Annotated in this window: 23 protein-coding genes and 2 tRNA genes; 14 read left to right on the top strand and 11 right to left on the bottom strand. The window is 59.9% G+C overall.

Features of this window, described 5'->3' with window-relative positions; genetic code table 11:
* Positions 1 to 137 precede the first annotated feature (137 nt).
* Positions 138 to 794 (bottom strand): ABC transporter substrate-binding protein, encoded by a 657-nt coding sequence (locus DTQ13_RS02830; protein ID WP_166651580.1) that lies wholly within the window; start codon positions 792 to 794, stop codon positions 138 to 140.
* Positions 795 to 1,151: 357 nt separating this feature from the next.
* Between DTQ13_RS02830 and hpnH the strand changes: the two genes are divergently transcribed.
* The 6 genes from hpnH (at position 1,152) to DTQ13_RS02800 (ending at position 6,157) form a co-directional block, all read left to right on the top strand.
* Positions 1,152 to 2,351: an adenosyl-hopene transferase HpnH gene (gene hpnH, locus DTQ13_RS02825; RefSeq protein ID WP_043558082.1), complete on the top strand. Its 1,200-nt coding sequence runs from the start codon at positions 1,152 to 1,154 to the stop codon at positions 2,349 to 2,351.
* 74 nt (positions 2,352 to 2,425) lie between these two features.
* The gene (locus DTQ13_RS02820; RefSeq protein ID WP_086442162.1) at positions 2,426 to 3,718 is read left to right on the top strand and encodes a hemolysin family protein; all 1,293 of its coding nucleotides are present in this window, start codon (positions 2,426 to 2,428) and stop codon (positions 3,716 to 3,718) included.
* 285 nt (positions 3,719 to 4,003) lie between these two features.
* On the top strand, positions 4,004 to 4,417 hold the full coding sequence (gene dksA, locus DTQ13_RS02815) for an RNA polymerase-binding protein DksA (RefSeq protein ID WP_043558086.1): 414 nt from the start codon (positions 4,004 to 4,006) through the stop codon (positions 4,415 to 4,417).
* 56 nt (positions 4,418 to 4,473) lie between these two features.
* Positions 4,474 to 4,548 (top strand) — tRNA-Thr (locus tag DTQ13_RS02810).
* Positions 4,549 to 4,641: 93 nt separating this feature from the next.
* Positions 4,642 to 5,004, top strand: coding sequence for an arsenate reductase (locus tag DTQ13_RS02805; protein WP_043558089.1), 363 nt, complete (start codon positions 4,642 to 4,644; stop codon positions 5,002 to 5,004).
* A gap of 172 nt (positions 5,005 to 5,176) precedes the next feature.
* Positions 5,177 to 6,157, top strand: coding sequence for a hypothetical protein (locus DTQ13_RS02800; RefSeq protein WP_248461048.1), 981 nt, complete (start codon positions 5,177 to 5,179; stop codon positions 6,155 to 6,157).
* A gap of 21 nt (positions 6,158 to 6,178) precedes the next feature.
* Here the strand turns inward: DTQ13_RS02800 and DTQ13_RS02795 are convergent, their stop codons facing one another.
* Positions 6,179 to 7,729 (bottom strand): glycosyltransferase family 2 protein, encoded by a 1,551-nt coding sequence (locus DTQ13_RS02795; RefSeq protein ID WP_086431311.1) that lies wholly within the window; start codon positions 7,727 to 7,729, stop codon positions 6,179 to 6,181.
* Entirely contained in the window at positions 7,719 to 8,192 is a 474-nt protein-coding gene (locus tag DTQ13_RS02790) for a hypothetical protein (protein ID WP_081562809.1), read from the bottom strand. Before DTQ13_RS02790 ends, DTQ13_RS02795 begins: the two co-directional genes overlap by 11 nt.
* Before the next feature lie 143 nt (positions 8,193 to 8,335).
* On the opposite strand from DTQ13_RS02790, the gene gap reads away from it, so the two are divergent.
* Both gap and DTQ13_RS02780 read left to right on the top strand, forming a co-directional pair.
* Entirely contained in the window at positions 8,336 to 9,358 is a 1,023-nt protein-coding gene (gap, locus tag DTQ13_RS02785) for a type I glyceraldehyde-3-phosphate dehydrogenase (protein ID WP_043558101.1), read from the top strand.
* 2 nt (positions 9,359 to 9,360) lie between these two features.
* The gene (locus tag DTQ13_RS02780; RefSeq protein WP_043558103.1) at positions 9,361 to 10,554 is read left to right on the top strand and encodes a phosphoglycerate kinase; all 1,194 of its coding nucleotides are present in this window, start codon (positions 9,361 to 9,363) and stop codon (positions 10,552 to 10,554) included.
* 152 nt (positions 10,555 to 10,706) lie between these two features.
* On the opposite strand, the gene rpoH is transcribed toward DTQ13_RS02780, so the two are convergent.
* Positions 10,707 to 11,630 carry an RNA polymerase sigma factor RpoH gene (gene rpoH, locus DTQ13_RS02775; RefSeq protein WP_043558106.1) on the bottom strand — a complete coding sequence of 308 codons (924 nt, stop codon included), beginning with the start codon at positions 11,628 to 11,630 and terminating at the stop codon, positions 10,707 to 10,709.
* A gap of 227 nt (positions 11,631 to 11,857) precedes the next feature.
* The gene (locus DTQ13_RS02770) at positions 11,858 to 12,859 is read right to left on the bottom strand and encodes an RluA family pseudouridine synthase (protein WP_081562808.1); all 1,002 of its coding nucleotides are present in this window, start codon (positions 12,857 to 12,859) and stop codon (positions 11,858 to 11,860) included.
* Here DTQ13_RS02770 and DTQ13_RS02765 point away from each other — a divergent pair.
* Positions 12,858 to 13,250, top strand: a complete 393-nt coding sequence (locus DTQ13_RS02765) for a DUF6476 family protein (RefSeq protein WP_248461047.1) — start codon at positions 12,858 to 12,860, stop codon at positions 13,248 to 13,250. The two genes, DTQ13_RS02770 and DTQ13_RS02765, sit on opposite strands and share 2 nt — an antisense overlap.
* A 23-nt stretch (positions 13,251 to 13,273) precedes the next feature.
* Here DTQ13_RS02765 and DTQ13_RS02760 read toward each other — a convergent pair whose 3' ends face one another.
* Complete coding sequence (locus DTQ13_RS02760; RefSeq protein WP_081562807.1) at positions 13,274 to 13,600, bottom strand: helix-turn-helix transcriptional regulator; 327 nt, start codon at positions 13,598 to 13,600, stop codon at positions 13,274 to 13,276.
* A gap of 154 nt (positions 13,601 to 13,754) precedes the next feature.
* On the opposite strand from DTQ13_RS02760, the gene DTQ13_RS02755 reads away from it, so the two are divergent.
* Positions 13,755 to 14,840, top strand: coding sequence for an alkene reductase (locus DTQ13_RS02755; protein ID WP_248461046.1), 1,086 nt, complete (start codon positions 13,755 to 13,757; stop codon positions 14,838 to 14,840).
* Between the two features lie 72 nt (positions 14,841 to 14,912).
* Here the strand turns inward: DTQ13_RS02755 and rlmB are convergent, their stop codons facing one another.
* On the bottom strand, positions 14,913 to 15,716 hold the full coding sequence (gene rlmB, locus DTQ13_RS02750) for a 23S rRNA (guanosine(2251)-2'-O)-methyltransferase RlmB (protein ID WP_248461045.1): 804 nt from the start codon (positions 15,714 to 15,716) through the stop codon (positions 14,913 to 14,915).
* A 75-nt stretch (positions 15,717 to 15,791) separates the two neighbouring features.
* Between rlmB and DTQ13_RS02745 the strand changes: the two genes are divergently transcribed.
* A tRNA-Tyr gene (locus DTQ13_RS02745) sits at positions 15,792 to 15,877 on the top strand.
* Positions 15,878 to 15,947: 70 nt separating this feature from the next.
* On the opposite strand, the gene DTQ13_RS02740 is transcribed toward DTQ13_RS02745, so the two are convergent.
* Positions 15,948 to 16,427, bottom strand: coding sequence for a hypothetical protein (locus tag DTQ13_RS02740; protein WP_086442156.1), 480 nt, complete (start codon positions 16,425 to 16,427; stop codon positions 15,948 to 15,950).
* 153 nt (positions 16,428 to 16,580) lie between these two features.
* On the opposite strand from DTQ13_RS02740, the gene DTQ13_RS02735 reads away from it, so the two are divergent.
* Positions 16,581 to 19,118 (top strand): excinuclease ABC subunit UvrA, encoded by a 2,538-nt coding sequence (locus DTQ13_RS02735; RefSeq protein ID WP_248461044.1) that lies wholly within the window; start codon positions 16,581 to 16,583, stop codon positions 19,116 to 19,118.
* 13 nt (positions 19,119 to 19,131) lie between these two features.
* On the opposite strand, the gene DTQ13_RS02730 is transcribed toward DTQ13_RS02735, so the two are convergent.
* The 3 genes from DTQ13_RS02730 to DTQ13_RS02720 all read right to left on the bottom strand — a co-directional run bounded on the left by DTQ13_RS02730 (position 19,132) and on the right by DTQ13_RS02720 (position 21,892).
* Positions 19,132 to 20,199, bottom strand: coding sequence for an NAD(P)-dependent alcohol dehydrogenase (locus DTQ13_RS02730; RefSeq protein ID WP_248461043.1), 1,068 nt, complete (start codon positions 20,197 to 20,199; stop codon positions 19,132 to 19,134).
* Between the two features lie 102 nt (positions 20,200 to 20,301).
* Positions 20,302 to 21,258, bottom strand: coding sequence for an AraC family transcriptional regulator (locus tag DTQ13_RS02725; RefSeq protein ID WP_248461042.1), 957 nt, complete (start codon positions 21,256 to 21,258; stop codon positions 20,302 to 20,304).
* Positions 21,259 to 21,304: 46 nt separating this feature from the next.
* Positions 21,305 to 21,892, bottom strand: coding sequence for an NAD(P)H-dependent oxidoreductase (locus tag DTQ13_RS02720; RefSeq protein ID WP_043558122.1), 588 nt, complete (start codon positions 21,890 to 21,892; stop codon positions 21,305 to 21,307).
* 257 nt (positions 21,893 to 22,149) lie between these two features.
* On the opposite strand from DTQ13_RS02720, the gene DTQ13_RS02715 reads away from it, so the two are divergent.
* Positions 22,150 to 23,001: a response regulator transcription factor gene (locus DTQ13_RS02715; RefSeq protein ID WP_166651581.1), complete on the top strand. Its 852-nt coding sequence runs from the start codon at positions 22,150 to 22,152 to the stop codon at positions 22,999 to 23,001.
* A gap of 17 nt (positions 23,002 to 23,018) precedes the next feature.
* Positions 23,019 to 23,543 carry a flagellar basal body-associated FliL family protein gene (locus DTQ13_RS02710; RefSeq protein ID WP_052348897.1) on the top strand — a complete coding sequence of 175 codons (525 nt, stop codon included), beginning with the start codon at positions 23,019 to 23,021 and terminating at the stop codon, positions 23,541 to 23,543.
* Positions 23,544 to 23,545 lie beyond the last annotated feature (2 nt).

Raw genomic sequence — 23,545 nt, 5'->3', positions numbered from 1 at the left:
TGGAAGAGCTCCGCAGAGGGGTATCATGGTCGTCTGCCTGGCTGGCAGAACAGCTCTGCCAGCCATGTCATGACGTTTTTGATGGCCTGATACGTTGTCAGAGAGAGCTGGAAAGAAAAAAGCCATGCAATCCGGTTTTAGTCTTGTAGAAAATCATCCGCTTTCTTTGTCAGCGTACGAGCCAGGCCATTGGCGCCACTCTGGCTGAAAATGGTCTTGAAGTCGGAACGCTGGGCGGCAACCTGGCTGATATGGCCATCCAGCAGGATGTCCACGATGCGCCAGCCATTCGGGCCTTTGACCATCACATAGTCAATGGGTGTGGCTGATTCGGCGGAGTCATTCCTGTTGCCGATGGTCGTGTGGACGATGGTGCGTCCATCTTCTTCCGTAGTCTGGCTGACAGTGAAAACGGCATTCGTCCCAGGCTTGAACGTGGAGGCATAGCGGGCCACGGTGAACCGTTTGAAAGCATTGATGAGGGCACTGCGTTCATCAGCGGAGAGCTGGTCATAATGCAGGCCGACCGAACGCTTGAGGATGGCATCCATGTCGAAGGCCTGGTCAACCAGTGGGGCGATCATGGCGCTGCGCTTGCCGATGCCAGCCCCGGAATGTTCGGACTGCTCAAGTGCTTTGTAGAGGCCACTGATCGGGGCCTGTGGTGTGGCTGCCCCTGCCGGGGCGGCGGCGGGGGTGCGCCCGGCCGCATGGGCGGAGATAGGGGCGATGGCGGCGGGGACGCCTGCCAGCAAGGCCATCATGCTGATGGAAAACATAAGACAACGTTTCATGTGCATGTTCTTTCCTCCTATGTTCCTGTCCATGCAAGAGGCCATGAGACTCTTGGCACGGGGTCCCTGTAGGATGCCGCGTCACTGTGGTGAATCTGCTACAGTCGGGGCGGCAGTATAGCGCATTATCATTGAATGAACGAGTCTGTCGGCGTTATAGCGGGTGCATGTGGTGCCGGGAGCCTGTGACAACCAGGGGAGGGAGCTTCTCTTGTGCTTGCAATTCCCGGCTGCTTCTGCGAAGGAACCGGCAGGTTTCGTGGTGGGTCCCGGTCATGGAGGGATGTTCCATGGCTGGGCACGGGTGTCCTGATACCGTGATGCAGCCCCGATGGAGAGAATGATCAGAGGATTATAATGGCCGTACCATTGATGCAGGCTGTCCGAGTTGGACGGTACGTTCTCAAGCAGCACCTGACAGGACGCAAGCGCTATCCGCTGGTGCTGATGCTTGAGCCGCTGTTCCGCTGCAATCTGGCTTGCGCAGGTTGTGGCAAGATTGATTACCCCGCAAAGATCCTCAATCAGCGCATGAGCTATCAGGAGTGCATGGATGCTGATACCGAGGCGGGCGCCCCTGTGATCGCCGTGGCCGGTGGCGAGCCGCTGCTGCACAAGGAGATGCCGCAGATCATTGAAGGTCTGGTGGCCCGCAAGAAGTATGTCTATCTCTGCACCAACGCCCTTCTGCTGGAGAAGAAGATCGACGACTACAAGCCGTCTCCTTTCTTCTCATGGGATGTCCATCTGGACGGTGACCAGCAGATGCACGATTCGTCCGTCTGTCAGGAAGGCGTGTACGAGCGTGCGGTCAAGGCCATCAAGCTTGCCAAGTCCAAGGGCTTCCGTGTTTCCATCAACTGCACCCTTTTTGATGGTGTGAAGCCCGAGCGTGTGGCTGCCTTTTTTGATGAGGTCATGAAGCTGGGCGTGGATGGCGTGATGACGGCTCCGGGTTACGCCTATGAGCGTGCGCCGGATCAGGAACACTTCCTGAACCGCCAGAAGACCAAGACGCTGTTCCGTGACATCTTCCGCCTTGGCAAGGGCCACAAATGGCGGTTCACGCAGTCCCCGCTGTTCCTGAACTTCCTGGCCGGGAACGAGACCTATCACTGCACGCCGTGGGGCAAGCCGCTGCGTACCGTGTTTGGCTGGCAGCGCCCCTGCTACCTGCTGGGTGAAGGCTATGCCAAGACCTTCAAGGAGCTGATGGACGACACGGCCTGGGACCAGTACGGCACAGGTGCTTATGAAAAATGCGCCGACTGCATGGTCCATTCCGGGTACGAGTCCACGGCCGTGATGGACGCGGTCCGCCGCCCGCTGCACTTCATCAAGGTGGCTCTTCAGGGGCCGGAGACGGAAAAGCCGATGGCTCCGGAAATCTCTCTGGCCAACCAGCGTCCGGCCTCTTATGGCTACGATGATGAAGTGGCCCGCCAGCTTGAGCGTATCGAAGGCGAAGAAGCCAAAAGCGGCAAGAAGCCGGCTCGTGGGCCGCGTGTCCGCATCAATGGCCGTATGGAAGGCCCGGCGGCTCCGGCTGCCAAGTAAGGCACCCCTGTCTTCCTGCCCTGACTGTCCCGTCTGTCCTTGTGGCATGGGGCAGATCAGGGCAGGATGGCCTCATGATGATTCCTGTCCTGACAATTGTTCTTCTGATTTTCCTTAATGGCGTTTTCGCCACGGGGGAGCTTGCGCTTATTTCGGCCAAGCGGGCCCGGCTCTCCAATCTGGCACAGAAAAAGGTTGCCGGTGCGGAGCGGGCGTTGAAGCTGGCTGAAAACCCTCAGAATTTCCTGCCGACAGTGCAGATCGGCATGACCCTTGTCTCCATTCTGGAAGGTGCCTTCGGGGGCAGCCAGCTGGAGGAGGGAGTTCAGCATTTTTTTGAACATCTGGCCATTCCACAGCCTTTTGCGGGGGAGCTGGCCATCATCAGTGTCGTGGCGGCGATCACTTTTGCCATGCTCGTCTTTGGTGAGCTTGTGCCGAAGCAGATAGCCCTGCGGCGCCCGGAAACCATTGCCATCCATCTTTCATCCACCCTGGTGGTGCTGGCCTGGTGTACGAGGCCGGTCGTCTGGCTGCTGAGCAAAACGACGGACATGGTCCTGCGGCTGATCGGCCTTGGCTCCATGCCCCGTGTGACGGTGACGGAGGAAGAGCTGAAGGCTGTCCTCCAGGAGGGGATGCAGGCCGGAATACTGGAAACGGAGGAGCGGGCCATCATCGAGCGTCTGCTCCGTCTGGCGGATCGCCCCGTCCGGGCCATCATGACTCCTCGCAACGAGCTGTTCTGGGTCGATCGCAATGCTGATGAGGAAACACTGGCCAGGAAACTGCGCCAGTCATCTTACGGGCGCATTGTGGTCTGTGATGGTGATGTGGACCATCCTGTCGGCGTCATGCTGGCCAAGGATGTGATGGACAGGCTTCTGCTGGGTCTGCCCCTGTCCGTGGACGCTGTATTGCGGACCCCGCCTGCCATTCCGGACAGTCTGACCGCACAGGGGATGATCGAGCGCCTCAAGGGGATTTCCCTCGGGATCGTGTTTGTCTTTGATGAGTATGGCTCTTTCGAAGGGATTGTGACCCCCTCTGATGTGTTCGAGGCCATTATTGGTGATGAGGCGCTGGACGTGGCCGCACAGAAAAATCCTGAATCCGGTGGCAAGGAGGAATATATCCTTGATGGCACCATGCCGATTGATGATGTCTGTGTCCGTCTGGATATCGCCGTACCACCGGATGATGGCCGTTATCATACTCTGGGAGGGGCTCTCATGGCCCTGTTGCGTCGGGTGCCTGCCAAGGGGGACAAGGTGGTTTTCTCTGGCTGGCTTTTTGAGGTGCTGGAAATGGAGCGGCGGCGTGTTCTGCGGGTCCGGGCCAGCCGTTGGGCCTTGGCGAAGAACTGAAAAATCCCCCTTATATGCTGGGGAAAATCAGTTAATATGGATTAAATTACAAGTATAATTTCTGTAAATTCACAATGAATATCTCTTGTGAATTATATTTCATAAAATAGGGGAAGGAGGAATCTGCCAATATTCTGGGGATGACAGGGAGTATCCATTTAAAAAAAAGCGGTTCTCTGTCTTGGCGTTATCTGGTGGGGTCGATATAACCCGGGCATCCGACTTCTCTGCCCGTCTCGCTTTGGAGCGGTGAGGTGAGGGAAGCTCTGCGAGAGGGAGTTCTGCATGATCACGCTTTCACCTGACTATCGCCCTTCCGATGATGAAGAGTTCATGAATGAACGGCAGCTTGCCTATTTCCGGCAGAAGCTGCTGCATTGGCGGATGGACCTTCTCAAGGAGGCGGGGGAAACTCTGGCCAGCCTTTCCGAGGGTGGGATACGTGAGGCTGATCTGACAGACCGTGCCACCGTGGAGACGGACCGGGCTTTCGAGCTGCGGACCCGGGACCGTGCCCGCAAACTCATCATCAAGATCGACATGGCTCTGGCCCGGATTGAGGATGGTTCTTACGGTTACTGTGAGGAAACGGGTGAGCCGATAGGGCTCCAGCGTCTGGAGGCCCGTCCGATTGCCACCCTGTCGCTGGAGGCGCAGGAACGGCACGAGCGGCACGAAAAGATTTATCGGGACGACTGATTAGGGGTTGCATGGCGGGGGCGAACAGGTTAGTTAACCCGCCATGGGACAGCAGTGCTGCTGTAGCTCAGTGGTAGAGCACTCCCTTGGTAAGGGAGAGGTCGCGAGTTCAATCCTCGCCAGCAGCACCATTCTTCAGTTTTTGATGAAGCCTCTTATCTGTCTCCTGTTTTTTCCTGATAATATGATGTCTTCTGTTTCCTTGCTGGAGAGGCACGGTCATTATGGTTGATACGGTTGTCCTGTACGGGATCAAGACCTGTTCTACGGTGAAGAAGGCCATGAAGTGGCTCGAGGACCGGGGGATTCCCGTCCGCTATCATGATGTTCGCAAGGACGGGCTAACAGCTGCCCTGCTGGAAGGTTGGGTTGAAGCTGTAGGGTGGGAGAAGCTGCTCAATCGTTCCAGCCTGACATTTCGCCGTCTTGATGAGGCACAGAAGCAGGACCTGACACAAGCCCGTGCCGTGGCGCTGATGCTGGAGCATCCAACCCTGGTGCGTCGCCCCGTGCTTGAGAGCGGAAAGACCGTTACGGTGGGGTTCCGGCCCGAGCTTTATGAAGGGCTGTTCGCTCCGACAGCCTGACCATGGTTTTTCAGGCATGCAGGGAAGGCTCTTCGCCGTTCCGTTCATGAGATGATAGAGAAGGCTCCAGTTTCGGGGCCTTTATTTTTGAGAAGGAGGTGCAGTTATGGAGGTGTTTTCACGGCGGTCCTCTGTGGCTCCTTCGGTGAGGCCGGAAAAGGGTTTTCCTGTCATGGCGCCCGAGCAGGTACAGCTCCTGTTCCGACGCCGCCTTTCGGAGATATGCGCCCGTTTTGAAGACTGGCAGATGCCCGTTACTGTCAGAGGGGTGATTGGGGAGGTGCGGCCGGACCATTGGCGCCGTCGGGAAAGCACGCCCCTGCTGGATGAAAAGACGGGCACGGCCATTCTGCTGGACATCTCCCCTTCCCTGCTGGAGGGAGACGGGCTTCATGCGGGAGAACGTGTGCGTGTCTGCGGCCTGTTGAGGGCGCATCTGCATCAGGGACAGGTCATGTCCCGTTTTGAGGTTCTGGCCGTCGGGCGGGATGCAGAAGAGAAGGCCGACAGGCAGCGGGAAGAGCTGTTGCAGTTTCTGCGAGGGACGCCGCCCCAGCGGCGCAGCTTTCCAACCCGTGAAGGGGCGCGGATGCTGCTGCTGGGTATTGGTGTCGGGGTGGACCGGCTGAAGAGCATGGAGCAGGCCCTTGGTGGTTTCTGGACAGAACGGAACGTGACATTCCGTGCCGTGCAGGGTGATGGGGCAGCAGGCCAGTCTCTGCATGGGGTGGAAGAGGATATCGTTTTTCTGGTCATTGCCGGTGCACAGGCGGTGGAGACGGAGTCCGCCATGTTCATGAAGGCGCTGCTGCACTGTCCGGCCTATCGTGTTCTGGTCTATGACGCCGCAGCAGATGATGGGCTGCCTTCTGCCATTCTGCCGCATATGGTCGACTGTTTTTTCCGGACGACTGTGGAGGCGGCGACCTTCATAAGGCAGCAGAGCAGCGTGGTGCGGCAGCATCAGGATGAAGAGCGGGCACATCAGGAAGAGCTGGCAGCCTTGCGGGCCAGTCTTGCTGCCCTGGCAGAGCGTCCCGGGGAGACCAGTTCCCTATCACCACTTTTTCTGTTTCTGGCAGGGCTGTGTCTCGGCGGGGGGCTGGTTGCAGCCAGCCTGTGGGGCCTGCACCATCTTTTTCAGGGGGGCTGAGCCCCCCTTTCCTGTGGGGCCTCAGGGCAGGAATTCAGGCCGGGGCCGTAATGGAAGAAATTCCCCCAGCATGGGAGCCAGATTGTGCAAATGTTGGGCAGAATCCGGAGATAGCAGAAGCAGTGCCCGTGCCAGGTCATGTGGTGGAAGGCCGGGGTGCCCGGCAAGCCATGTGAGCAGCCCGTGCACGCTCAGGCCCTCCGGCTCATCAACGGGGGGTAGCGGTGTGAAGAGGCAGGCAGGCGCTGTGCTGGTCGGTATCAGCTCCAGCGGCATGTTGGCATGGCCTGTTTCGTGTGGCAGGTGGATGGCCTGCCTCTGTGTGTTGAAGGTGATGCGCAGGCTGGCCATGCCAAACGGGCAGGGTGCATCTCCAAGTGTGAAGGATGACCTGTCCTGCTCATGGAGAGTGAGAAGATGCGGAGTGCTTTTCAGCCAGAATCCGATGAGTGGTTCGTGGTGGTCCGACTGGTCCCCCGTCAGGAGTCTGCCCTCAGGGAAGCGGAGAAGGACGGTCTGTCCGGCTTCATAGCGGGCTGAAAATTGGTTGTTCAGCAGCAGGCCACTCTGGGTGGAGGGGCGTATCCGCTCGTACTGGAAGGTTCCGTGCTGCACAAGGTCCCGGATGCCCAGTGCTGTGGCATCTTCCTGATAATGCAGACGTGCTTCTTCAAGCTGCGGCTCCACGAGCTTCTGCAAACGGGAGAGCCCCGCCTTCAGTGCGCTTTCCCGCATCCGGTTGGAGAGCACGCGCATGGCCCGGAGGTCACGTTCCTGTGGAGGGGTGACCTGCTCGTTGCGGTTGTAGTGGGCCCGCATGGGTGGAGGCAGTTCGTCCTCACCATGGGCCAGTGCGCAGATGTAATGCTGGATGCAGCCACCGGCCCAGGGTTTTTCTGGAAGGGTTTCCCTGTCGGGCTGGTAGGGCTCTCCATCTGCCCGGATGATCTGCTCTGGCAGCAGGCCCAGCATATGCGCATCGGTCAGTCTGGCTGGGGTGGGCAGCTGGTCCAGCCGGGCCATGAGCCGGACGAACCGGTGATCGGCAAAAGAGGGCATGGCGTGCCAGAGATGGTTGGCCACCACATGCCCCGGAGGAGGCTGAACATGCCCGGCGCTGCCATAAATCCGCCAATGTATGGCCATGGCAGCGATTTCATCCGTGGATGGGGGGAACAGGCGTGCCAGTTCGCGGGTAGGAGACAGATATTCATCCGCATCCAGAATGATGATCCAGTCCTCTACGGGAATGGTGTCGCCCTCCGCTTCCTCCTGGACGTCCCGAGGCATGTTCTGGGTGATCTGCCGGAGGTGGGTGATGGCCTGCCGGGTCAGCTCAAGGCGCCGTCCTTCCGGGCTCAGCTCTTCCCGGAGCTCCACCGGGTGCCATGAGAGGGGCCAGTCCTGCTGGAGACTCTGGACAATCTGCCGCACATTATCAAAAGCGCCAGCATCAATGATGGCGATATGCTCAATCCCGAGGGCCAGGTGCCATGCCAGCCACCCCGGCAGGGTATGGTCTGCCTGCTTGAGAAGGACGGCACATGTGAGACGGGGGTGCCTATCGGACATAAATACGGACCATGTTGTTCTGGACGGTCGGGCTGGAGCCGACTTTCATCTCCAGCTGGATGGGGCGGGCACCGGCTGCCAGAACATGGCTGGCGACCGGGTTGACGAGCGTCTCTGTCAGCTGCTGGAGGGACTGCCTCTCGGCCTCAGGCGTCTGCTGCATGGGAGCCATGCCCTGGATGATGAACAGGATGTTGCTCTTGCGGCCCAGTGCAAGTTTGGTGGCTTTCTCCACCGCTGGCCCGTAATCCCGTTCTGGTGTGCCGCCAGCAATCTGGAGAAAGGCCGGTTTTTCCGGGGCGGGAGCAGGCAGGGCCGGGGTGGCCGTTCTGGGAGGCCTGCCAGCCTGCGCATCGAACGTGCGTTGATCGATGGGATTGCAGCCGCAGAGGGACGCCGTCAGCAGAAGCAGGGCAGTGGAGCGGAATCGCAGAAGAGAGCGGGGGACAGAGAGAGCCATCATAAAACAACAGGTTACAGGAAGCCGGGCATGACGCAAGAGGGAAGCAGGGCTGCTTCAAAAACTTCATTTTCCCTCTGTTGCTCTCTGGCAGTGGTGCTATGGATAAGGAGTCCTTTAGCTACCAATTACGGAGGAAGCGACCAATGGCCGTTAAAATTGCAATCAACGGGTTCGGACGTATCGGGCGTCTGGTTCTTCGTGGCATCATCGAAAGCGGGCGCACTGACGTCGAGCCGGTTCTGATCAACGATCTCGGCTCCGTGGAGGCCAACGCTCACCTTCTGAAGTACGATACCGTTCATGGTCGTCTGCCGGCTGAGGTCGAGGTCGTCAATGGTGATCTGCTCATCAAGACCCACCAGGGCCGCACCATCGGTCCGATCAAGGTGACAGCCCAGCGCAACCCGGAAGAGATTCCGCTCCAGGGTGTTGATGTGGCCATGGAATGCACAGGCCTCTTCACGGCCCGTGACAAGGCTTCTGCCCTGCTGAAGGCCGGTGCCAAGCATGTGCTGGTTTCTGCTCCGGGCAAGGATGCCGACGCCACGATCGTGTACGGCGTGAACAACGACGCCCTGAAGCCGGGCATGCAGATTGTCTCCAACGCTTCCTGCACGACGAACTGTCTCTCCCCGGTTGCTTCCGTGCTGGATGAAAAGTTCGGCATCGAGCGTGGTTACATGGTGACCGTCCACTCCTACACAGGTGACCAGCGCACCATCGACACGCTGCACAAGGATCCCCGTCGTGCCCGTGCCGCTGCGGTCAACATCATTCCGACATCCACGGGTGCTGCCCGTGCCGTTGGTCTGGTTCTGCCGCACCTCAAGGGCAAGCTGGACGGCACGGCCATCCGCGTGCCGACGCCGAACGTCTCCCTCGTCTCCCTGGACTTCGTGCCGAAGCGCAAGCCGTCCTCCGTCGAGGAAGTCAACGAGGCCATCCGTGAGGCTTCCGAAGGCCGCCTGAAGGGCATCCTCGGCTACAACACGGAGCCGCTGGTGAGCCACGACTTCAACCACGTTCCGTTCTCCTCCACCTTTGATGCCACGCAGACAGCGCTGGTTGATGGTGGTGAGCTGGTCCGTATCTGTGCCTGGTACGACAATGAGTGGGGCTTCTCCAACCGTATGTCCGACACGGCATCTCTGTTCGGGAAACTCTGATCATGGCTTTTCGCACGCTTGATAAGGCGGAGGTACGTGGCAAACGCGTACTTCTCCGCGCTGACCTGAATGTCCCCATGCATGAGGGTGCCATTACCGATACGACCCGTATCGAGCGTGTGCTGCCGACCATCCGTGAGCTGACTGAGAAGGGGGCCAAGGTCATCCTTCTCAGCCACTTCGACCGGCCCAAGGGCAAGGTCGTTCCCGAGATGTCGCTGGCACCGGTTGGCAAACGTCTGGGTGAGCTGCTTGGCCGCCCGGTCGCCTTCGCTGCGGACTGCGTGGGCCCCAAGGCCAAAGAGGCTGTGGATGCGCTGAAGGATGGCGGGGTTCTCCTGCTGGAGAATACACGTTTCCACGCTGAGGAAGAGAAGAACGATCCCGAATTCTCCAAGGCACTGGCTGCCAACGGGGACATCTATGTGGATGATGCTTTCTCTGCTGCCCATCGTGCTCATGCTTCCACAGAGGGCGTGGCCCATCTGCTGCCGGCCTATGCTGGTCGCCTGATGGAAGCTGAGCTGAAGGCTCTTTCCGCTGCGCTGGAAAGTCCGAAGCGCCCTGTCGGCGCCGTGATTGGCGGGTCCAAGATTTCCACGAAGCTGGACCTGATCGGCAACGTGCTGGACAAGGTGGATGTTCTGTTCATTGGTGGGGCCATGGCCAACACCTTCCTCGCTGCTGAAGGCGTGAAGGTTGGCAAGTCCCTCCAGGAATCCGACATGCATGAGACGGCTCGCAAGATTGCCGCCCGCGCCAAGGAAAAAGGCTGCAAGCTGGTCCTGCCGGTGGATGCCGTCGTGGCCCGTGAGTTCAAGGCAGGTGCAGCCTCCGAGGTTGTGCCGGTGGACAAGGTGCCGGAAGACACCATGATCCTTGATGCTGGCCCGAAGACAGCCGAGCTGATCTCCAAACATCTTGCTGACCTGAAGACTCTTGTCTGGAACGGTCCGCTGGGTGCTTTCGAGATCGAGCCTTTCGACAAGGCAACCGTGGAAGTGGCCCGTGCCGCTGCCAAGCTGACCGAAGAAGGCAAGCTGCTGACAGTGGCTGGCGGTGGTGACACCGTTTCTGCCCTGCGTCACGCTGGCGTGGCTGACCGTATGAGCTATGTCTCCACGGCTGGCGGTGCCTTCCTCGAATGGCTGGAGGGTAAGACCCTTCCGGGTGTTGAGGTGCTGCGCGCCAAGTAAGATCGGTTTCGCTGGTTTTACGGAAGAGGCGGTGTCCTTCGGGACGCCGCCTTTTTTGTGTCTACTGTTTCTTCCTGTTGCATGAAAAAACGCAGCCAGGGTATGGCCCCGCTGCGTTCTGTTCAGTGCAGTTCTGAAGGAGGAGGTGGGGATCAGGCTTTGACTTTTTCGGCCACCTCTTCTTCGGAGAAGCCCTGTTCCCTGCGGCGTTCCTTGACGGCGGAGGCCATGGCTTTCTGCAATTTTTCCATGGCACGGGCTTCAATCTGACGGATGCGCTCACGGGAGACACCGTAATGATGGGAGAGTTCTTCCAGCGTGGAGGGGTCTTCCTTCAGGCGGCGTTCTGTCAGAATGTGGCGCTCACGGTCATTGAGCGTCTGCATGGCTTCGGCAAGCAGAGCCTTGCGCCCGCTCATGTCCTCGCTTTCGGCCAGTGTATCTTCCTGATTCTCGTTCTGGTCCACAAGCCAGTCCTGCCATTCCTGCTCGCCATCTGCACGGAGCGGGGCGTTCAGGCTGTGGTCAGGTGCCGTAAGGCGGCGGTTCATGGAGATGACATCCTGCTCCGGCACGCCCAGTGTTTTGGCAATATGATCAATCTGCTCTGGCTGCAGGTCGCCTTCCTCATAAGCCTGCATCTGCCCTTTCAGGCGGCGGAGGTTGAAGAAGAGCTTCTTCTGGGCAGCGGTCGTGCCCATTTTCACCAGAGACCAACTGTGCAGGATGTACTCCTGAATGGCTGCCCTGATCCACCACATGGCATAGGTCGCCAGCCGGAAGCCTCGCTCCGGGTCAAAACGGCGGACAGCCTGCATCATGCCGATATTGCCCTCGCTGATCAGTTCGCTGACAGGCAGACCATAGCCCCGGTAACTCATGGCAATCTTGGCAACAAGGCGCAGGTGGGATGTTACCAGTTCATGAGCCGCCGTGCTGTCGTGTTTGTCACGCCAGCGGCGGGCAAGAGCGAGTTCCTGCTCGGAGGTGAGAAGGGGGAACCGCCGGATTTCCTGAAGATAACGGGACAGGTTGGTCTCCGGGCCGATGGCGGGAAGAGTTGAGGGAGACTTCATGCGACTTCGACTCCTTGCACCCGACTGGGGAAGAGGCGGGCAGATCATACCAGCCTATCCCTTACAGGAACGATGAGACCAGCGCCTGCATCTTAACGCCGGTCAGGCCGTATCTCCATCGCAAATAAGGCAATAGAGACATGTCCATTCTTTATAGGACTTTTTTCGTCCTATTATTCTTTAATTGATTCCTGCCGAGAGTCAAACTTAATAAAAAGTCAGGTGGTTCACCCTTCCGAGAGAGCTTCAATCAGGGTCTGGAGATCATCAGGGAGAGGGGCGGAAAAAAGCAGTTCTTCCTTTGTTCGTGGGTGGGTAAAACCCAGAGTGGCGGCATGAAGGGCCTGACGGGGGAAGTCGAGAGCCTGATGGCGCACGTTCACGGGCAGTTTGCGGGCCGCTGCCGGGACACGACGCAGATAGACCGGGTCGCCCAGCAGGGGGTGGCCATTATGGGACAGGTGGACACGGATCTGATGCGTCCGTCCCGTGGCCAGTCGGCACTCCACGAGCGATACCCCCGCATGAAAAGTTTCTTTCGTCGTGAAGCGTGTCAGGGCGTGTTTGCCGCCATTAGGGACGACGGCCATGCGCTTGCGGTCCCGCTTATCCCGTCCGATCGCCCCTTCAAACTCGCCTGAAGGCGGAAGGAGACCCCACGCCAGGGCGAGATAGGCCCGTTCCATCGTACGGGTCGCAAAGGCTTCGGACAGGGCTTCATGGGCGAGGGGGGTTTTTGCAACGACCATCACGCCGGATGTGTCCTTGTCCAGCCGATGGACGATGCCGGGGCGTTTTTCCCCGCCAATCCCTTCAAAGTCCGGCCCGCAATGGCCAAGAAGGGCATTGACGAGTGTGCCTGTTTCATTGCCGGGGGCGGGGTGGACGACCAGCCCGGCTGGTTTGTCCAGTACGATGAGGTCCCTGTCCTCAAAGAGGATGTCCAGCGGGATGCTTTCGGCCTGCGGGCGGGCCGGTTCTGGCGGGGGCAGGCGCAGCTCCAGCGTCATTCCCTCTCGCAGGGCGAAGGCGGGGTCTCGCCGGGGCGTGCCGTTGCAGGTAAGGTGGCCCGTCTCAATCAGGGCTTTGACACGGGAGCGGGAGAGGGTACCGATGGCGTCTGCCAGCATACGGTCGGCCCGCTGCCCTGTCTGCTCGGGCGTGATGGTGAATGAGAAGAGAGCGGGCGCATCCGCAGGGAGAGAATCGGAGATGAGTGAGTCGGACATGGCCCCCAATCTAGTCGAGCCGGGACAAAACAGCGAGTCGAACCCGCCACGCACGCCCAGGGCTCTGGTGGCGGCTGTCATCATCATGGGGGTGATGATCATTCTGGGGACGGTCCTGCTGGTGGGAATCATCATTCATCGGATGATGAACCACTCTTCGGCTTCACCCGCTCCGGCGGCTTCCGAGCTTTCACGGGCAGCGGCAGGGCCTGCCCTGCTGAAACTGCCCAGGCAGCCGGATGAGCAGGTCATGGCCGTCACGGCCCGCCCTGATGGCCTTCTGGCCGTCACGCTCAAGACAGGGCAGGGCGATGCCCGCATCCTGCTCTGGCAGCCGGAGCAGGCCCGCCTTGTGGCGGAATTGGACCTGACGGGGCCTGCCGCTCATTGATGGGGACGGCCCTCGTTGGAGGGTCAGTCTTTTTCTGGAAACTCTGTCGGACATTCCCGCAGGATGGAGGCCATCAGGCCGGGGAAGCGGTCCTCCAGCACGTCAAGACGAAGCGTGTTGCGGTGCTGGACCCCTTCCACACGGGTATGCAGGATGCCGGCCTCCCGCAGGACCTGAAAATGGTGCGACATGCTTGATTTTGGCCTGCCACGCAGAAGGGTCGTGCAGTTGGCTTCCTTCAGGCCGTGCAGGTGGCAGATGATGCCCAGACGGACAGGGTCCGCCACGGCCCGCAGAAGGGGCAGGAGGGTGATGTCTTCCGGGGCGGGGTGATGATACAGCGCAGCCATGAGATCGTGTATCGGGAGTCGGGGGGCTGTTTGTCAAGGTTTCATTGTTCTATGTTGATAGAACAAAAGGGAAGTGTTAGCGTTTGAGAAGAACGGGCGGTGACACCATGTGTCCCCGTCATCTGTCTGGTCATGTTTTTCAGGAGAAAACACCATGCCAACACTTTTCGATCCCATTTCCTTCGGAGCCATCAAGGCGGCCAACCGTGTCGTCATGGCACCGCTCACACGGGCAAGGGCAGGCAAGGATGCCGTCCCGACCCCCATCATGGCGGAATATTATGGCCAGCGGGCCAGTGCCGGTTTGATCATCTCCGAGGCGGTGGGCATTTCCCGTCAGGGGCTTGGCTGGGCCTATGCCACGGGCATCTGGAATGAGGAGCAGGTGAAGGGCTGGAAGACTGTCACCGATGCCGTGCATGAGAAGGGTGGCAGGATTGTCTGCCAGCTCTGGCACATGGGGCGGATGGCCCATTCCTCCACGACCGGGGAGCAGCCGGTGGCACCGTCTCCTTCCACGGCACCCGGACACATCCATACTTATGAGGGCAAGGCCCCTTATGAGGAAGCCCGTGCGCTGCGTCTGGACGAGATTCCGGGCATCATCGAGGATTACGCCAGGGCTGCCCGCAATGCGATGAAGGCCGGGTTCGATGGCGTGCAGATTCATTCTGCCAATGGCTATCTGCTGGACGAGTTCCTGAGGGATGGCACCAATCACCGGACGGACGCCTATGGCGGGTCTGTTGAGAACCGTCTGCGTCTGCTGCGTGAGGTGACGGAAGCCGTCATCAAGGAAGTTGGGGCCGAGCATGTCGGCGTTCGCCTCTCCCCGAACGGGGAAGTGCAGGGCACGATTGACAGCAACCCGGAGGCCGTCTTCATCCCGGCGGCAAAGATGCTGAATGATCTGGGCGTGGCCTGGCTGGAACTCCGTGAGGCCAACCCGTCCAGCACCTTCACGTTCGGCGGGGCCACGGAGCAGCCGAAACTGTCACCGGAAATCCGCAAGGTCTTTACCCGTCCACTGGTGCTGAATCAGGAATATACACGGGATGAGGCCCTGAAGGCCGTGGCGGATGGCAGGGCTGACGCCATCAGCTTTGGTCGTGCCTACATTGCCAACCCGGACCTCGTGCGCCGCCTGAAGGACGATCTGCCACTTCAGGATGATGACATGGCGACATGGTATGGCCCGATTGGAGCCAAGGGCTATACGGACTATCCGTTCGCCAAGTGATGGCCGATAGTATCGCTTGAGAGCGGGGTGGTGACCGGGTTATCCGGTCCCACCCCGTTTTTGTGTCTGGGATCAGTCCAGCGGGCGGGTCAGCTCGTACAGGGCAACGGCGGAGGCGTTGGAGACGTTCAGGCTCTCCATCGGGCCGGACATGTGGATGGAGGCGATCTCATCGCAGGTTTCCCGTGTCAGGCGGCGCAGACCGGCCCCTTCGGCCCCCAGAACCAGAGCCACACGACGGTCGCCGAGCTGGTTGCGGTCCAGCCTTGTGCCGCCTGCATCCAGCCCCACGACCCAGAACCCGGCTTTTTGAAGGCCCTGTAGGGCACGGGAAATGTTGGTCTCCCGGATGATGGGCACGACATCCAGCCCGCCGGAGGCCGCTTTGGCCATGGTGCCGGTTTCATCAGGTGTATGGCGGTCCTGCACCAGAAGGGCAGCGGCCCCGAAGGCGGCGGCCGAGCGCAGGATGGCCCCGATGTTGCGGGGGTCCGTGACCTGGTCCAGCACCAGAATGGGGCCGGGGCGGTCGATGACATCCACGATGGCGGGATTTTCCAGTGGTTCGACATTCAGGCAGACGCCCTGATGCACGGCGTCTTTCCCGCAGAGGGCATCCAGCTCTTCCCGGCTGACGATGCGGGGCTGATGGGCCGTCTCGGGCAGGGAGTCGGCGGCTTCCTTTGTCGCCAGAAGGTTGTAGATGACCCGTGCAGGGTTGAGCAGGGCGGCCTCCACGGCGTGCTGGCCGTAGATCCAGTAGCCCTTGCCCGTGGCGGGGGCACCGTGCCGGGTCGTGCTGCGGCGGGAGCGGTTGCGGGAGAGATTCTGCGCCTCGGGCAGGGCCACACGGCGGGAGGATGATTTTCTAGCCATAAGTCTTTGTATAATCTTTCTGGCTCGCATTGACATAGCAGTAAATGCATATTATCACACGCACATCCTGAGTTCGGAGGGGTGCCCGAGTGGCTAAAGGGGGCGGACTGTAAATCCGCTGGCGTACGCCTACGTTGGTTCGAATCCAACCCCCTCCACCACAGGTAATCAGAAAAAGCGCAGTGCCGCCCCAGAAACAGGGCGGCTTTTCTTTTTCGAGGCCCCAAAAAATTATTCCCTTCTGGGAGTTTGCAACTCTCGGTTTATTTGGTGCTCAGAGCTATGGATCGACCCCTTTCTGCCGGGGGCTTTGCGTGGTGTGCGGGGTTGTGCTGGGGTATCTTTTGTTACTTCATAGCGGCAGTCATCGTCCGCCAGAAAAAGATCATCCCGGTTCTGCCAGAGCCATTCATCGCAATAGAGTATGGTCCAGTCTGGGAGTTCACCTTTCAGGTCTTTGGCAATGGTTAGACCGGTAGCTGCAAAACCTTTCAGGTCAAAAGGGGTGCGGTCTTTTTTGGGCAGGTAATATTCAAAATCATCGGTAAGGCGTATCCATTTGTCTAGTCTGGTGCGGAGCTGGTCCGTTATGGGCAGGTCTTCCAGAAGAATGGGCTGGCCATTGCTTGTCCAGACAGCTTCTGTCAGATCTCCTCCAAGAACAAGGCATTTATCATCGGGTAATTCAGCTTTATCTGTTATCTGGTTCATGATCTGTTATGCTGCTGCCTGTTTCAAAAAGTCCGGTAGAGGGGTGTGTTGGCCCCAACTATTTTGCTGCGTATGGTCATGTTAGTATTTTTTTCATGATAGCGACCAGCTCCGATTGTTATGTCTGGAGCTGGTCAGAAGGAGCGCACGGCCATGGTGTCATCGGATAATCAGCCTTCTCACGACTGGAAATCAGCGGACATGATCCGTGTGGAAGGTGCACAGGAGCATAACCTGAAGGATGTCTCGCTGGAGGTTCCACGGGGCTGTCTGGTGGTGTTTACCGGTGTGTCCGGGTCGGGCAAGTCGTCCCTGGCGTTCGGGACGCTCTATGCCGAGGCGCAGCGGCGGTATCTGGAGACGGTCGCTCCCTATGCACGGCGGCTGTTCCATCAGCTGCCTCCACCGAAAATCCGCAGCATCGCAGGGCTGCCGCCTGTCATCGCCCTTCAGCAGCAGGCGGGCACGAGCAGCCGGTCATCCGTGGGCAGCGTGACGACCCTCTCCAATCTGCTGCGTATGCTCTATTCCCGGGCAGGGACGTATCCAGCCGGTGCGCCCATGCTGGAGAGTGACGATTTCTCCGCCAATACGCCGCAGGGGGCCTGTCCACGCTGTCAGGGTACGGGATGGCTCTATGACGTCGTGGAAGAAAAGATGGTGCCCGACCCGACGCTGACCCTGCGGGAAAAGGCCGTGGCCGCATGGCCCGGTGCGTGGCAGGGGCAGAACCTGCGGGACATCCTCATGATGCGTGGGGTCGATCTGGACACGCCGTGGCAGGACCTGCCCAGGGAAACACGGGACTGGATTCTGTACACGGATGAAACCCCGACAGAACCGATCTACCGGGGTCTGAACTATGCCGAGAGTCAGGCGGCCATGAAGCGGGGGGAGCCGGCGACCTATCAGGGCACCTTTGCCAGCGCACGCCGCCATGTGATGCAGAGTTTTCATGGTTCCAAGAGTGCGAAGATGCGTGCCCGTGCGGCGACCTTCATGCAGGCGACACGCTGCCCGGTCTGTCACGGTGCCCGTCTGAAGCCTGAAGCATTGGCCGTGACGTTTGCGGGGCAGGATATTGCGGCCCTGTTCCACCTGCCGCTGGAACGGCTTCATGCCGTGCTGAAAGACCAGCTGGCAGGAGAGCGGCGGGATGATGCGCAGGGGCGTGTGATTGAGGAAATCGGCACGGCCCTGCTCCGGCGGCTGGAGATACTGCTGGAGCTGGGGCTGGGCTATCTTCAGACGGACCGGACCGTGGACAGTCTTTCCCCCGGCGAATATCAGCGTCTGCGGCTGGGGACACAGGTCCATTCCGCCCTGTTCGGCGTGGCCTACGTGCTGGATGAACCCGCCGCCGGACTGCATCCGGCGGATATCGAGGCCCTGCTGAACGTGCTGGCCCGTTTGCCTCGGGCCGGAAACTCCCTGCTGGTCGTGGAGCATGATCCTGTCGTCATGCGGCGGGCGGACTGGCTGGTGGATATCGGCCCCGGTGCGGGCAGCCATGGCGGGCAGGTTCTTTACAGTGGCCCGCCGGATGGCCTGCGGCAGGTGGAGGCCTCCCGCACAAGGCCTTATCTCTTTGCCCCGCCGCCTCTGGAGCGTGGTCCCGGCCGACAGGTGGAGCGGTGGCTCCAGCTTGAGGGCATCACATGGCGGAACATGAAGGACCTGTCCCTGAAGCTGCCACTGGGTGTTCTGGTGAGCGTGACGGGTGTTTCCGGTTCTGGCAAGTCCAGTCTGGTCAGTCAGGCTCTGGTGAGCCTTCTGGGGCGTGCGCTGGGCCAGAAGGTCGAGGAAGCGGACGAACCGCAGGATGGTGACGACACCACGCCACTGGCGGACGAGGCCGTGGAGGCCCAGCCGGAAGGGCGTATCGTGGCAGGGCTGGAGCATGTCCGGCGTCTGGCCATCATCACGCAGAAGCCCATCGGGCGGACGTCACGCTCCAATCTGGCGACCTATACGGGCATTTTTGACCAGATACGCAGGCTCTTCGCCGTAACGGAAGCCGCCCGCAGGGCGAAGCTGGATGAAAGCTGCTTCAGCTTCAATGTGGCCAAGGGGCGGTGCCCGCATTGCGAGGGGTTGGGGACGGTCTCGGTCGGTCTGCTCTTCATGCCCGGTGTGGAGGCTCCCTGTCCGGTCTGTCACGGGGCACGCTACAGGGATGAGGTGCTGGCCATCACGCTGCGGGAGAAGAACATCGCCGACGTTCTGGCCATGACCGTGGAGGAGGCCTGTACCTTCTTTGCTGGAGAAGGGGCACTGGCCCGTGGGCTGGAAACGCTGGAGCAGTCCGGCCTTGGCTATCTCCGTCTTGGCCAGCCTGCACCGGAACTGTCCGGCGGTGAGGCGCAGCGGCTCAAGCTGGCAACGGAACTGCAGAAGCGGCGGCCCGCCCTCATGCTGTATGTTCTGGATGAACCCACGACCGGCCTGCATCCTTCTGATACGGACAGGCTGCTGGGCCAGCTCCAGACATTGGTGGAGCAGGGGCATAGCGTGGTTGTGACCGAACATAACATGCGTGTGGCGGCGGCGAGTGACTGGGTGATCGACATTGGCCCCGGCAGCGGGGAAAAGGGCGGCAGGATCATTGCCTCCGGCCCGCCGGAGGAGGTGGCCAGGAACCCTGAAAGCCGGACAGGGCCATATCTGCGGGAGGTGTTGGCCGGGGAGTGACGGGGCTGGTCGGTCAGTCGGTCTTCAGTGTGGTCATGTCGATCACGAAGCGGTAGTGCGTGTCGCCCTGTTCCAGCTGGCGGAAGGCCTCGTTGATGTCCTGCATGGCGATGGTCTTCGTGTCGGGCAGGATGTTTTTGCGGGCACAGAAGTCCAGAAGCTCCTGCGTTTCACGGATGCCCCCGGCGAGCGAGCTGGTGATGTTGCGGCGGCCATAGACCAGCGGCAGGGTTGAGAGTGCCGGTATGGGGCCGACCTGCCCGACAAGGGAGATCGTGCCGTCCACATCCAGCAGGGACAGGTAGGGGTTGATGTCATGCTCCACCGGTATGGTGTCGATGATGAGGTCAAAACGGCTGGCCGCTTCCTGCATGGCCTTTTCATCGCCAGAGGCGAGGAAGCTGTCTGCCCCCAGGGCGAGGGCTTCCTGTTTTTTCTTCCCGCTGCGTGAAAGGACGGTGACTTCCGCCCCGAGTGCGGAAGCCAGCTTCACGGCCATCTGGCCCAGCCCGCCAAGGCCGATGACGGCAACCCGTGATCCGGGCCCGGCATGCCATGTCCGCAGGGGGGACCATGTGGTGATGCCAGCACAGAGCAGCGGTGCCGCCCTGGAGGCATCCAGCCCTGCTGGCACTTTCAGGACGAATTCCTGCCGGGCGACGAGGTGCCTGGAATAGCCGCCCATGTTGGGAGTTCCGTCCACGGCATCAATGCCACCATAGACCCCATTCATGCCGATGGGATATTTCCTGCCCTCCCGGCAATACTGTTCCTCACCTTTGCGGCACTGGTCACATGTCATGCAGCTGTCCACCATGCAGCCGACGGCAACGATGTCCCCGGCCTTGTGGCGGGTCACCTCCGGGCCGACCTCCAGCACGCGGCCGATGATCTCGTGGCCGGGAATGGCCGGATAGGGCGTATGGCCCCAGTCATTGCGCACCCAGTGCAGGTCGGAGTGACAGACCCCGCAATAGAGGACCTCCATCACCACGTCATTGGGGCGGGGATTGCGGCGGTCAAAATGGAGGGGGGCGAGAGGGGCCTCGGCAGAGGTGCAGGCAAAGCCAATGGTGCGCATGGGATCATCCTTCCCTGAAGAGCGGCGATTGAACGGGCCAGCTGCGAGCCTATGGAACGTTAACCTTATGTTAAATCTTTCAGGAGGGATGGCAGGTCTGCTTCAGAACCACACATCTTCATGCTGGGCCGTATAGGCATCCACGCCCATGCGGCGGATGTGCTGGAGGTCGGCCTGGGGCGGGCGGCCGAAGGTTTTCCTGTACTCACGGCTGAACTGGGAGGGACTGTCATATCCTACCTGAAAGCCTGCGCTGGCAGCGCTCATCTCTTCATGCACCATGAGGCGGCGTGCTTCCTGCAGGCGCAGCTTCGTGCGGTACTGGACGGGCGTCATGCCTGTCAGCTCTCCGAAGCGTTTGTAGAAGCTGGACTGGCCCATCCCGGCGATCTTCACCAGCGTGCCGATCTCGAACCGTTCCTGAAAATGGTGGCGCAGATGGATGATGGCCTTGTTGATGCGGGAGAGGTCACTCTGGAGGTGGGCCGTTTCCTGAAGGACATGGCCTTGTTGGCCATGAAGAAAGAGATAGAGGAGCTCCTTCTTGTAGAGCTGCGCCAGAAATTTCTGGTCGCTATTCCGGGCGAGCAGCCCGACCAGGCGCAGCAGGGCATCCAGCAGGTCGTCGGTGATCCGGCTCATTCCCATGGCGGATATGGGGGAGCTGTTCTCCTTTCGGAGGGCCAGTTTCCGGGCCTGACGGCTGAGGGCGGACTGGCTCTCCCGGAGGAGCTGCTCCATCTCCGTGGAGGAGAAGCTGATGCACAGGGCCAGATAGGGTCTTTCCGCCGAGGCCCTGGTGATCTGGCCGGAAACGGGCAGGTCCAGTGTGGAGATCAGATACTCGCCTTCTCCATAGGGCAGGGGCTGGTCATGGAGGTGAAGGATTTTCTGCCCCTGCACGACGATGTAGATGCGGGGTTCGTAAACGACCAGAACGGGATCGGTCACGGTCCCGGTGCGATAGAGGGTCAGGAAGTCGAAAGCCGTATGGGTGACTTTTTCCGGGCAGTGGCGGCTGACAGCCGCCTGGAGGGCGGCGAGTCGGTCCTGTGGCATGGTGCAGTCTTTCTCTGTGCCGGTTGTTCCTGACCCGTGGAGCCGGTCAGGCCATGATGATGACCTGCTCGATATGCCGCCGGTAGGCAGCCTCCATGGCTGGGACATCCGGGTTCTTCATGACATCCGTTGCCAGAAAGGTGGGCAGGCGGTCCATGCCGAGAAAGGCATGGGCCCGATAGAACGGGAAAAGCACGGCATCAATGCCACCGCCGCCGAAGAACTGGTCCCTGTCTTCGAAGGCTTCAAGTGGGGCATTCCACGTGGTGGATACCATGAAGCGTTTGCCCTGTAGCAGGCCACCAGAGCCATAACGCTTTGAGGGATCGTGCCGGCTGCGGCCATCATTGCTGTAAAAAAGGCCATGTGCCTGTGTGAAAACCTCATCCATATATTTTTTCAGAGGCCACGGCGTGCCCATCCACCATCCCGGAAACTGGTAGATGACGATGTCCGCTTTCTGGATCGCCCGGATCTCGCTTTCGACATCATAGCCTTCATCAATGACGGTCTGGCTGACGGACAAACCGTGTTCCTGAAGGCAGGTTGCGGCAAGATTCTGGAGGGTCTGGTTCAGTTTTCCGGCAGAGTGGGCAAAAGGTTTCGCCCCGTTGATGAGGTGGATGTGGGTCATTGGGGGACTTTCATGAGGGTTGTGAAGATGTCCAGTTCATTAATCGGAACCGCTGGTGTCAAGGGGGGAAAATGGCCTTTAGTGCTTTGTAAAAGGCCATTGAATTGCCATAATCTCATGGGCTTTGTGGCAGCATTTTAACGAATTTAAAGGAATATTTTGATTGCATTTAAAAGATGGAAGGATATTTTAATGTCGCGTTAGCATTATGTCTTGATAATAAGGAGTACGAAACGATGAAGAAAAGGAAAACTTCCATGAGGTTGATCTGCGTTGGTGATAGTCCAAAGAATATGGACGGACGGCCTTGCTCCACTCTTTCTGAAGCGGTTTCTGAAGGAGGAATCTTTCTGCGCATTTCTGGCAGGGAAGGCGTGCTGAGTGCCCTGCGCAATGATCAGTCCGATGTGGCCGTCATCCAGCAGACCAACCCGGATCCGCTTCTGATCAGAACGATTCGCAACAACCGCTTCAGCCTGCCGATTCTGGTCATTGCCCGGAATCTGACAGCCCACAACGTGGCCGAGGCCCTTGCCGCTGGTGCTGATGACTGCGTGCCCATCACGGTAGGGCCGGTAGAACTGCTGGCCCGGCTGAAGGCGATTGTCCGGCGTGTCATGGATCATGGCGTGACCAGCCAGATCATCACGGTCGGCCGTCTGACGGTGAAGGAAGACACCCGTGAGGTGCTGGTGGATGATGACCTCCTGCCGCTGACACAGGGTGAATATGACATCATGTCCCTCATGGTGCGTCGTCGGGGTAGCCTGCTGAACAAGGCCGCCATCCTGTCCACCCTGTATGCCGGGCGGGAGAAGCCCATCAGCAAGACCATCGATGTCATGGTCTGCCGCATCCGTCAGAAGCTGCGGGCAAGAGGTATCCAGAAGCCCTTCATCACGAGCTGGGGCATGGGGTATCGGCTGAATGAGGAAGCCTTCCTGCCGCTGGGTGCCCGTGCCGAGGATGAGTGCAACCCTGTCCAGCAGGCCATCCGTGAGGCCAGCATGCCCGTATCGGCGGGTCTGGGTGTGACAGCCATGGCAGGCGAGGCGGAAAGCCGTCGCACTGTGGAGAAAGCCGCCAGACAGCCGGTTCATCAGGACTGATAACGGAGCGCAGCGTCATGAGTGATGAGACCAGTCCAGACGCCGGAGGTGATGGTGCAGCCGCTTCGGCTGATGGCAGGAAGGGCATGTCCAGGAAGAAAATGGCCATCATGGCTGCCGTGCCTCTGCTGCTGATAGGTGGGGGCGTGGGTGCCTGGCAGGCCCATCTTCCACCATTCGGCGGTGGCGGGAAGCCTGCCCCCAAGGTTGCCGCAGCGGAAGGCGGGGAGGCGGGCTCACATCGCCTCCTTCTGTCGGTTCCCTCTGCCACGGCCAATCTGGATAACGGGGCCGGGCGGACGGTCTATGTAAAGATGACAGCCAGTGTCGAGGTGGAGGGAGCTGAAACACTGGCAGCTCTTCAGGGGCGTATTCCCGAGGTGCAGGACATTTTCCAGACCTATCTGCACGAAAGCCGCCCGCAGGACCTGCATGGCAGTGGCTTCTATCGCCTGCGTGAGGCCCTGCTGAGGCGCCTGCGTGTGGCGTTTGCCCCGCTGAATGTCACGAACATTTACATTACGGAACTTCTAACCCAGTAAGG

The organism is Parasaccharibacter sp. TMW 2.1888 (assembly GCF_023167265.1).
Taxonomy (GTDB): Bacteria; Pseudomonadota; Alphaproteobacteria; order Acetobacterales; family Acetobacteraceae; genus Bombella; species Bombella apis.
This window is presented reverse-complemented; position numbering and strand designations above follow the sequence as displayed.

Coding starts and splice junctions, on each gene's coding strand:
- DTQ13_RS02830 (WP_166651580.1), bottom strand. CDS start 794: ATGAAACGTTGTCTTATGTTTTCCATCAGCATGATGGCCTTGCTGGCA.
- hpnH (WP_043558082.1), top strand. CDS start 1,152: ATGGCCGTACCATTGATGCAGGCTGTCCGAGTTGGACGGTACGTTCTC.
- DTQ13_RS02820 (WP_086442162.1), top strand. CDS start 2,426: ATGATGATTCCTGTCCTGACAATTGTTCTTCTGATTTTCCTTAATGGC.
- dksA (WP_043558086.1), top strand. CDS start 4,004: ATGATCACGCTTTCACCTGACTATCGCCCTTCCGATGATGAAGAGTTC.
- DTQ13_RS02805 (WP_043558089.1), top strand. CDS start 4,642: ATGGTTGATACGGTTGTCCTGTACGGGATCAAGACCTGTTCTACGGTG.
- DTQ13_RS02800 (WP_248461048.1), top strand. CDS start 5,177: ATGGCGCCCGAGCAGGTACAGCTCCTGTTCCGACGCCGCCTTTCGGAG.
- DTQ13_RS02795 (WP_086431311.1), bottom strand. CDS start 7,729: ATGTCCGATAGGCACCCCCGTCTCACATGTGCCGTCCTTCTCAAGCAG.
- DTQ13_RS02790 (WP_081562809.1), bottom strand. CDS start 8,192: ATGATGGCTCTCTCTGTCCCCCGCTCTCTTCTGCGATTCCGCTCCACT.
- gap (WP_043558101.1), top strand. CDS start 8,336: ATGGCCGTTAAAATTGCAATCAACGGGTTCGGACGTATCGGGCGTCTG.
- DTQ13_RS02780 (WP_043558103.1), top strand. CDS start 9,361: ATGGCTTTTCGCACGCTTGATAAGGCGGAGGTACGTGGCAAACGCGTA.
- rpoH (WP_043558106.1), bottom strand. CDS start 11,630: ATGAAGTCTCCCTCAACTCTTCCCGCCATCGGCCCGGAGACCAACCTG.
- DTQ13_RS02765 (WP_248461047.1), top strand. CDS start 12,858: ATGGCCCCCAATCTAGTCGAGCCGGGACAAAACAGCGAGTCGAACCCG.
- DTQ13_RS02770 (WP_081562808.1), bottom strand. CDS start 12,859: ATGTCCGACTCACTCATCTCCGATTCTCTCCCTGCGGATGCGCCCGCT.
- DTQ13_RS02760 (WP_081562807.1), bottom strand. CDS start 13,600: ATGGCTGCGCTGTATCATCACCCCGCCCCGGAAGACATCACCCTCCTG.
- DTQ13_RS02755 (WP_248461046.1), top strand. CDS start 13,755: ATGCCAACACTTTTCGATCCCATTTCCTTCGGAGCCATCAAGGCGGCC.
- rlmB (WP_248461045.1), bottom strand. CDS start 15,716: ATGGCTAGAAAATCATCCTCCCGCCGTGTGGCCCTGCCCGAGGCGCAG.
- DTQ13_RS02740 (WP_086442156.1), bottom strand. CDS start 16,427: ATGAACCAGATAACAGATAAAGCTGAATTACCCGATGATAAATGCCTT.
- DTQ13_RS02735 (WP_248461044.1), top strand. CDS start 16,581: ATGGTGTCATCGGATAATCAGCCTTCTCACGACTGGAAATCAGCGGAC.
- DTQ13_RS02730 (WP_248461043.1), bottom strand. CDS start 20,199: ATGCGCACCATTGGCTTTGCCTGCACCTCTGCCGAGGCCCCTCTCGCC.
- DTQ13_RS02725 (WP_248461042.1), bottom strand. CDS start 21,258: ATGCCACAGGACCGACTCGCCGCCCTCCAGGCGGCTGTCAGCCGCCAC.
- DTQ13_RS02720 (WP_043558122.1), bottom strand. CDS start 21,892: ATGACCCACATCCACCTCATCAACGGGGCGAAACCTTTTGCCCACTCT.
- DTQ13_RS02715 (WP_166651581.1), top strand. CDS start 22,150: ATGAGGTTGATCTGCGTTGGTGATAGTCCAAAGAATATGGACGGACGG.
- DTQ13_RS02710 (WP_052348897.1), top strand. CDS start 23,019: ATGAGTGATGAGACCAGTCCAGACGCCGGAGGTGATGGTGCAGCCGCT.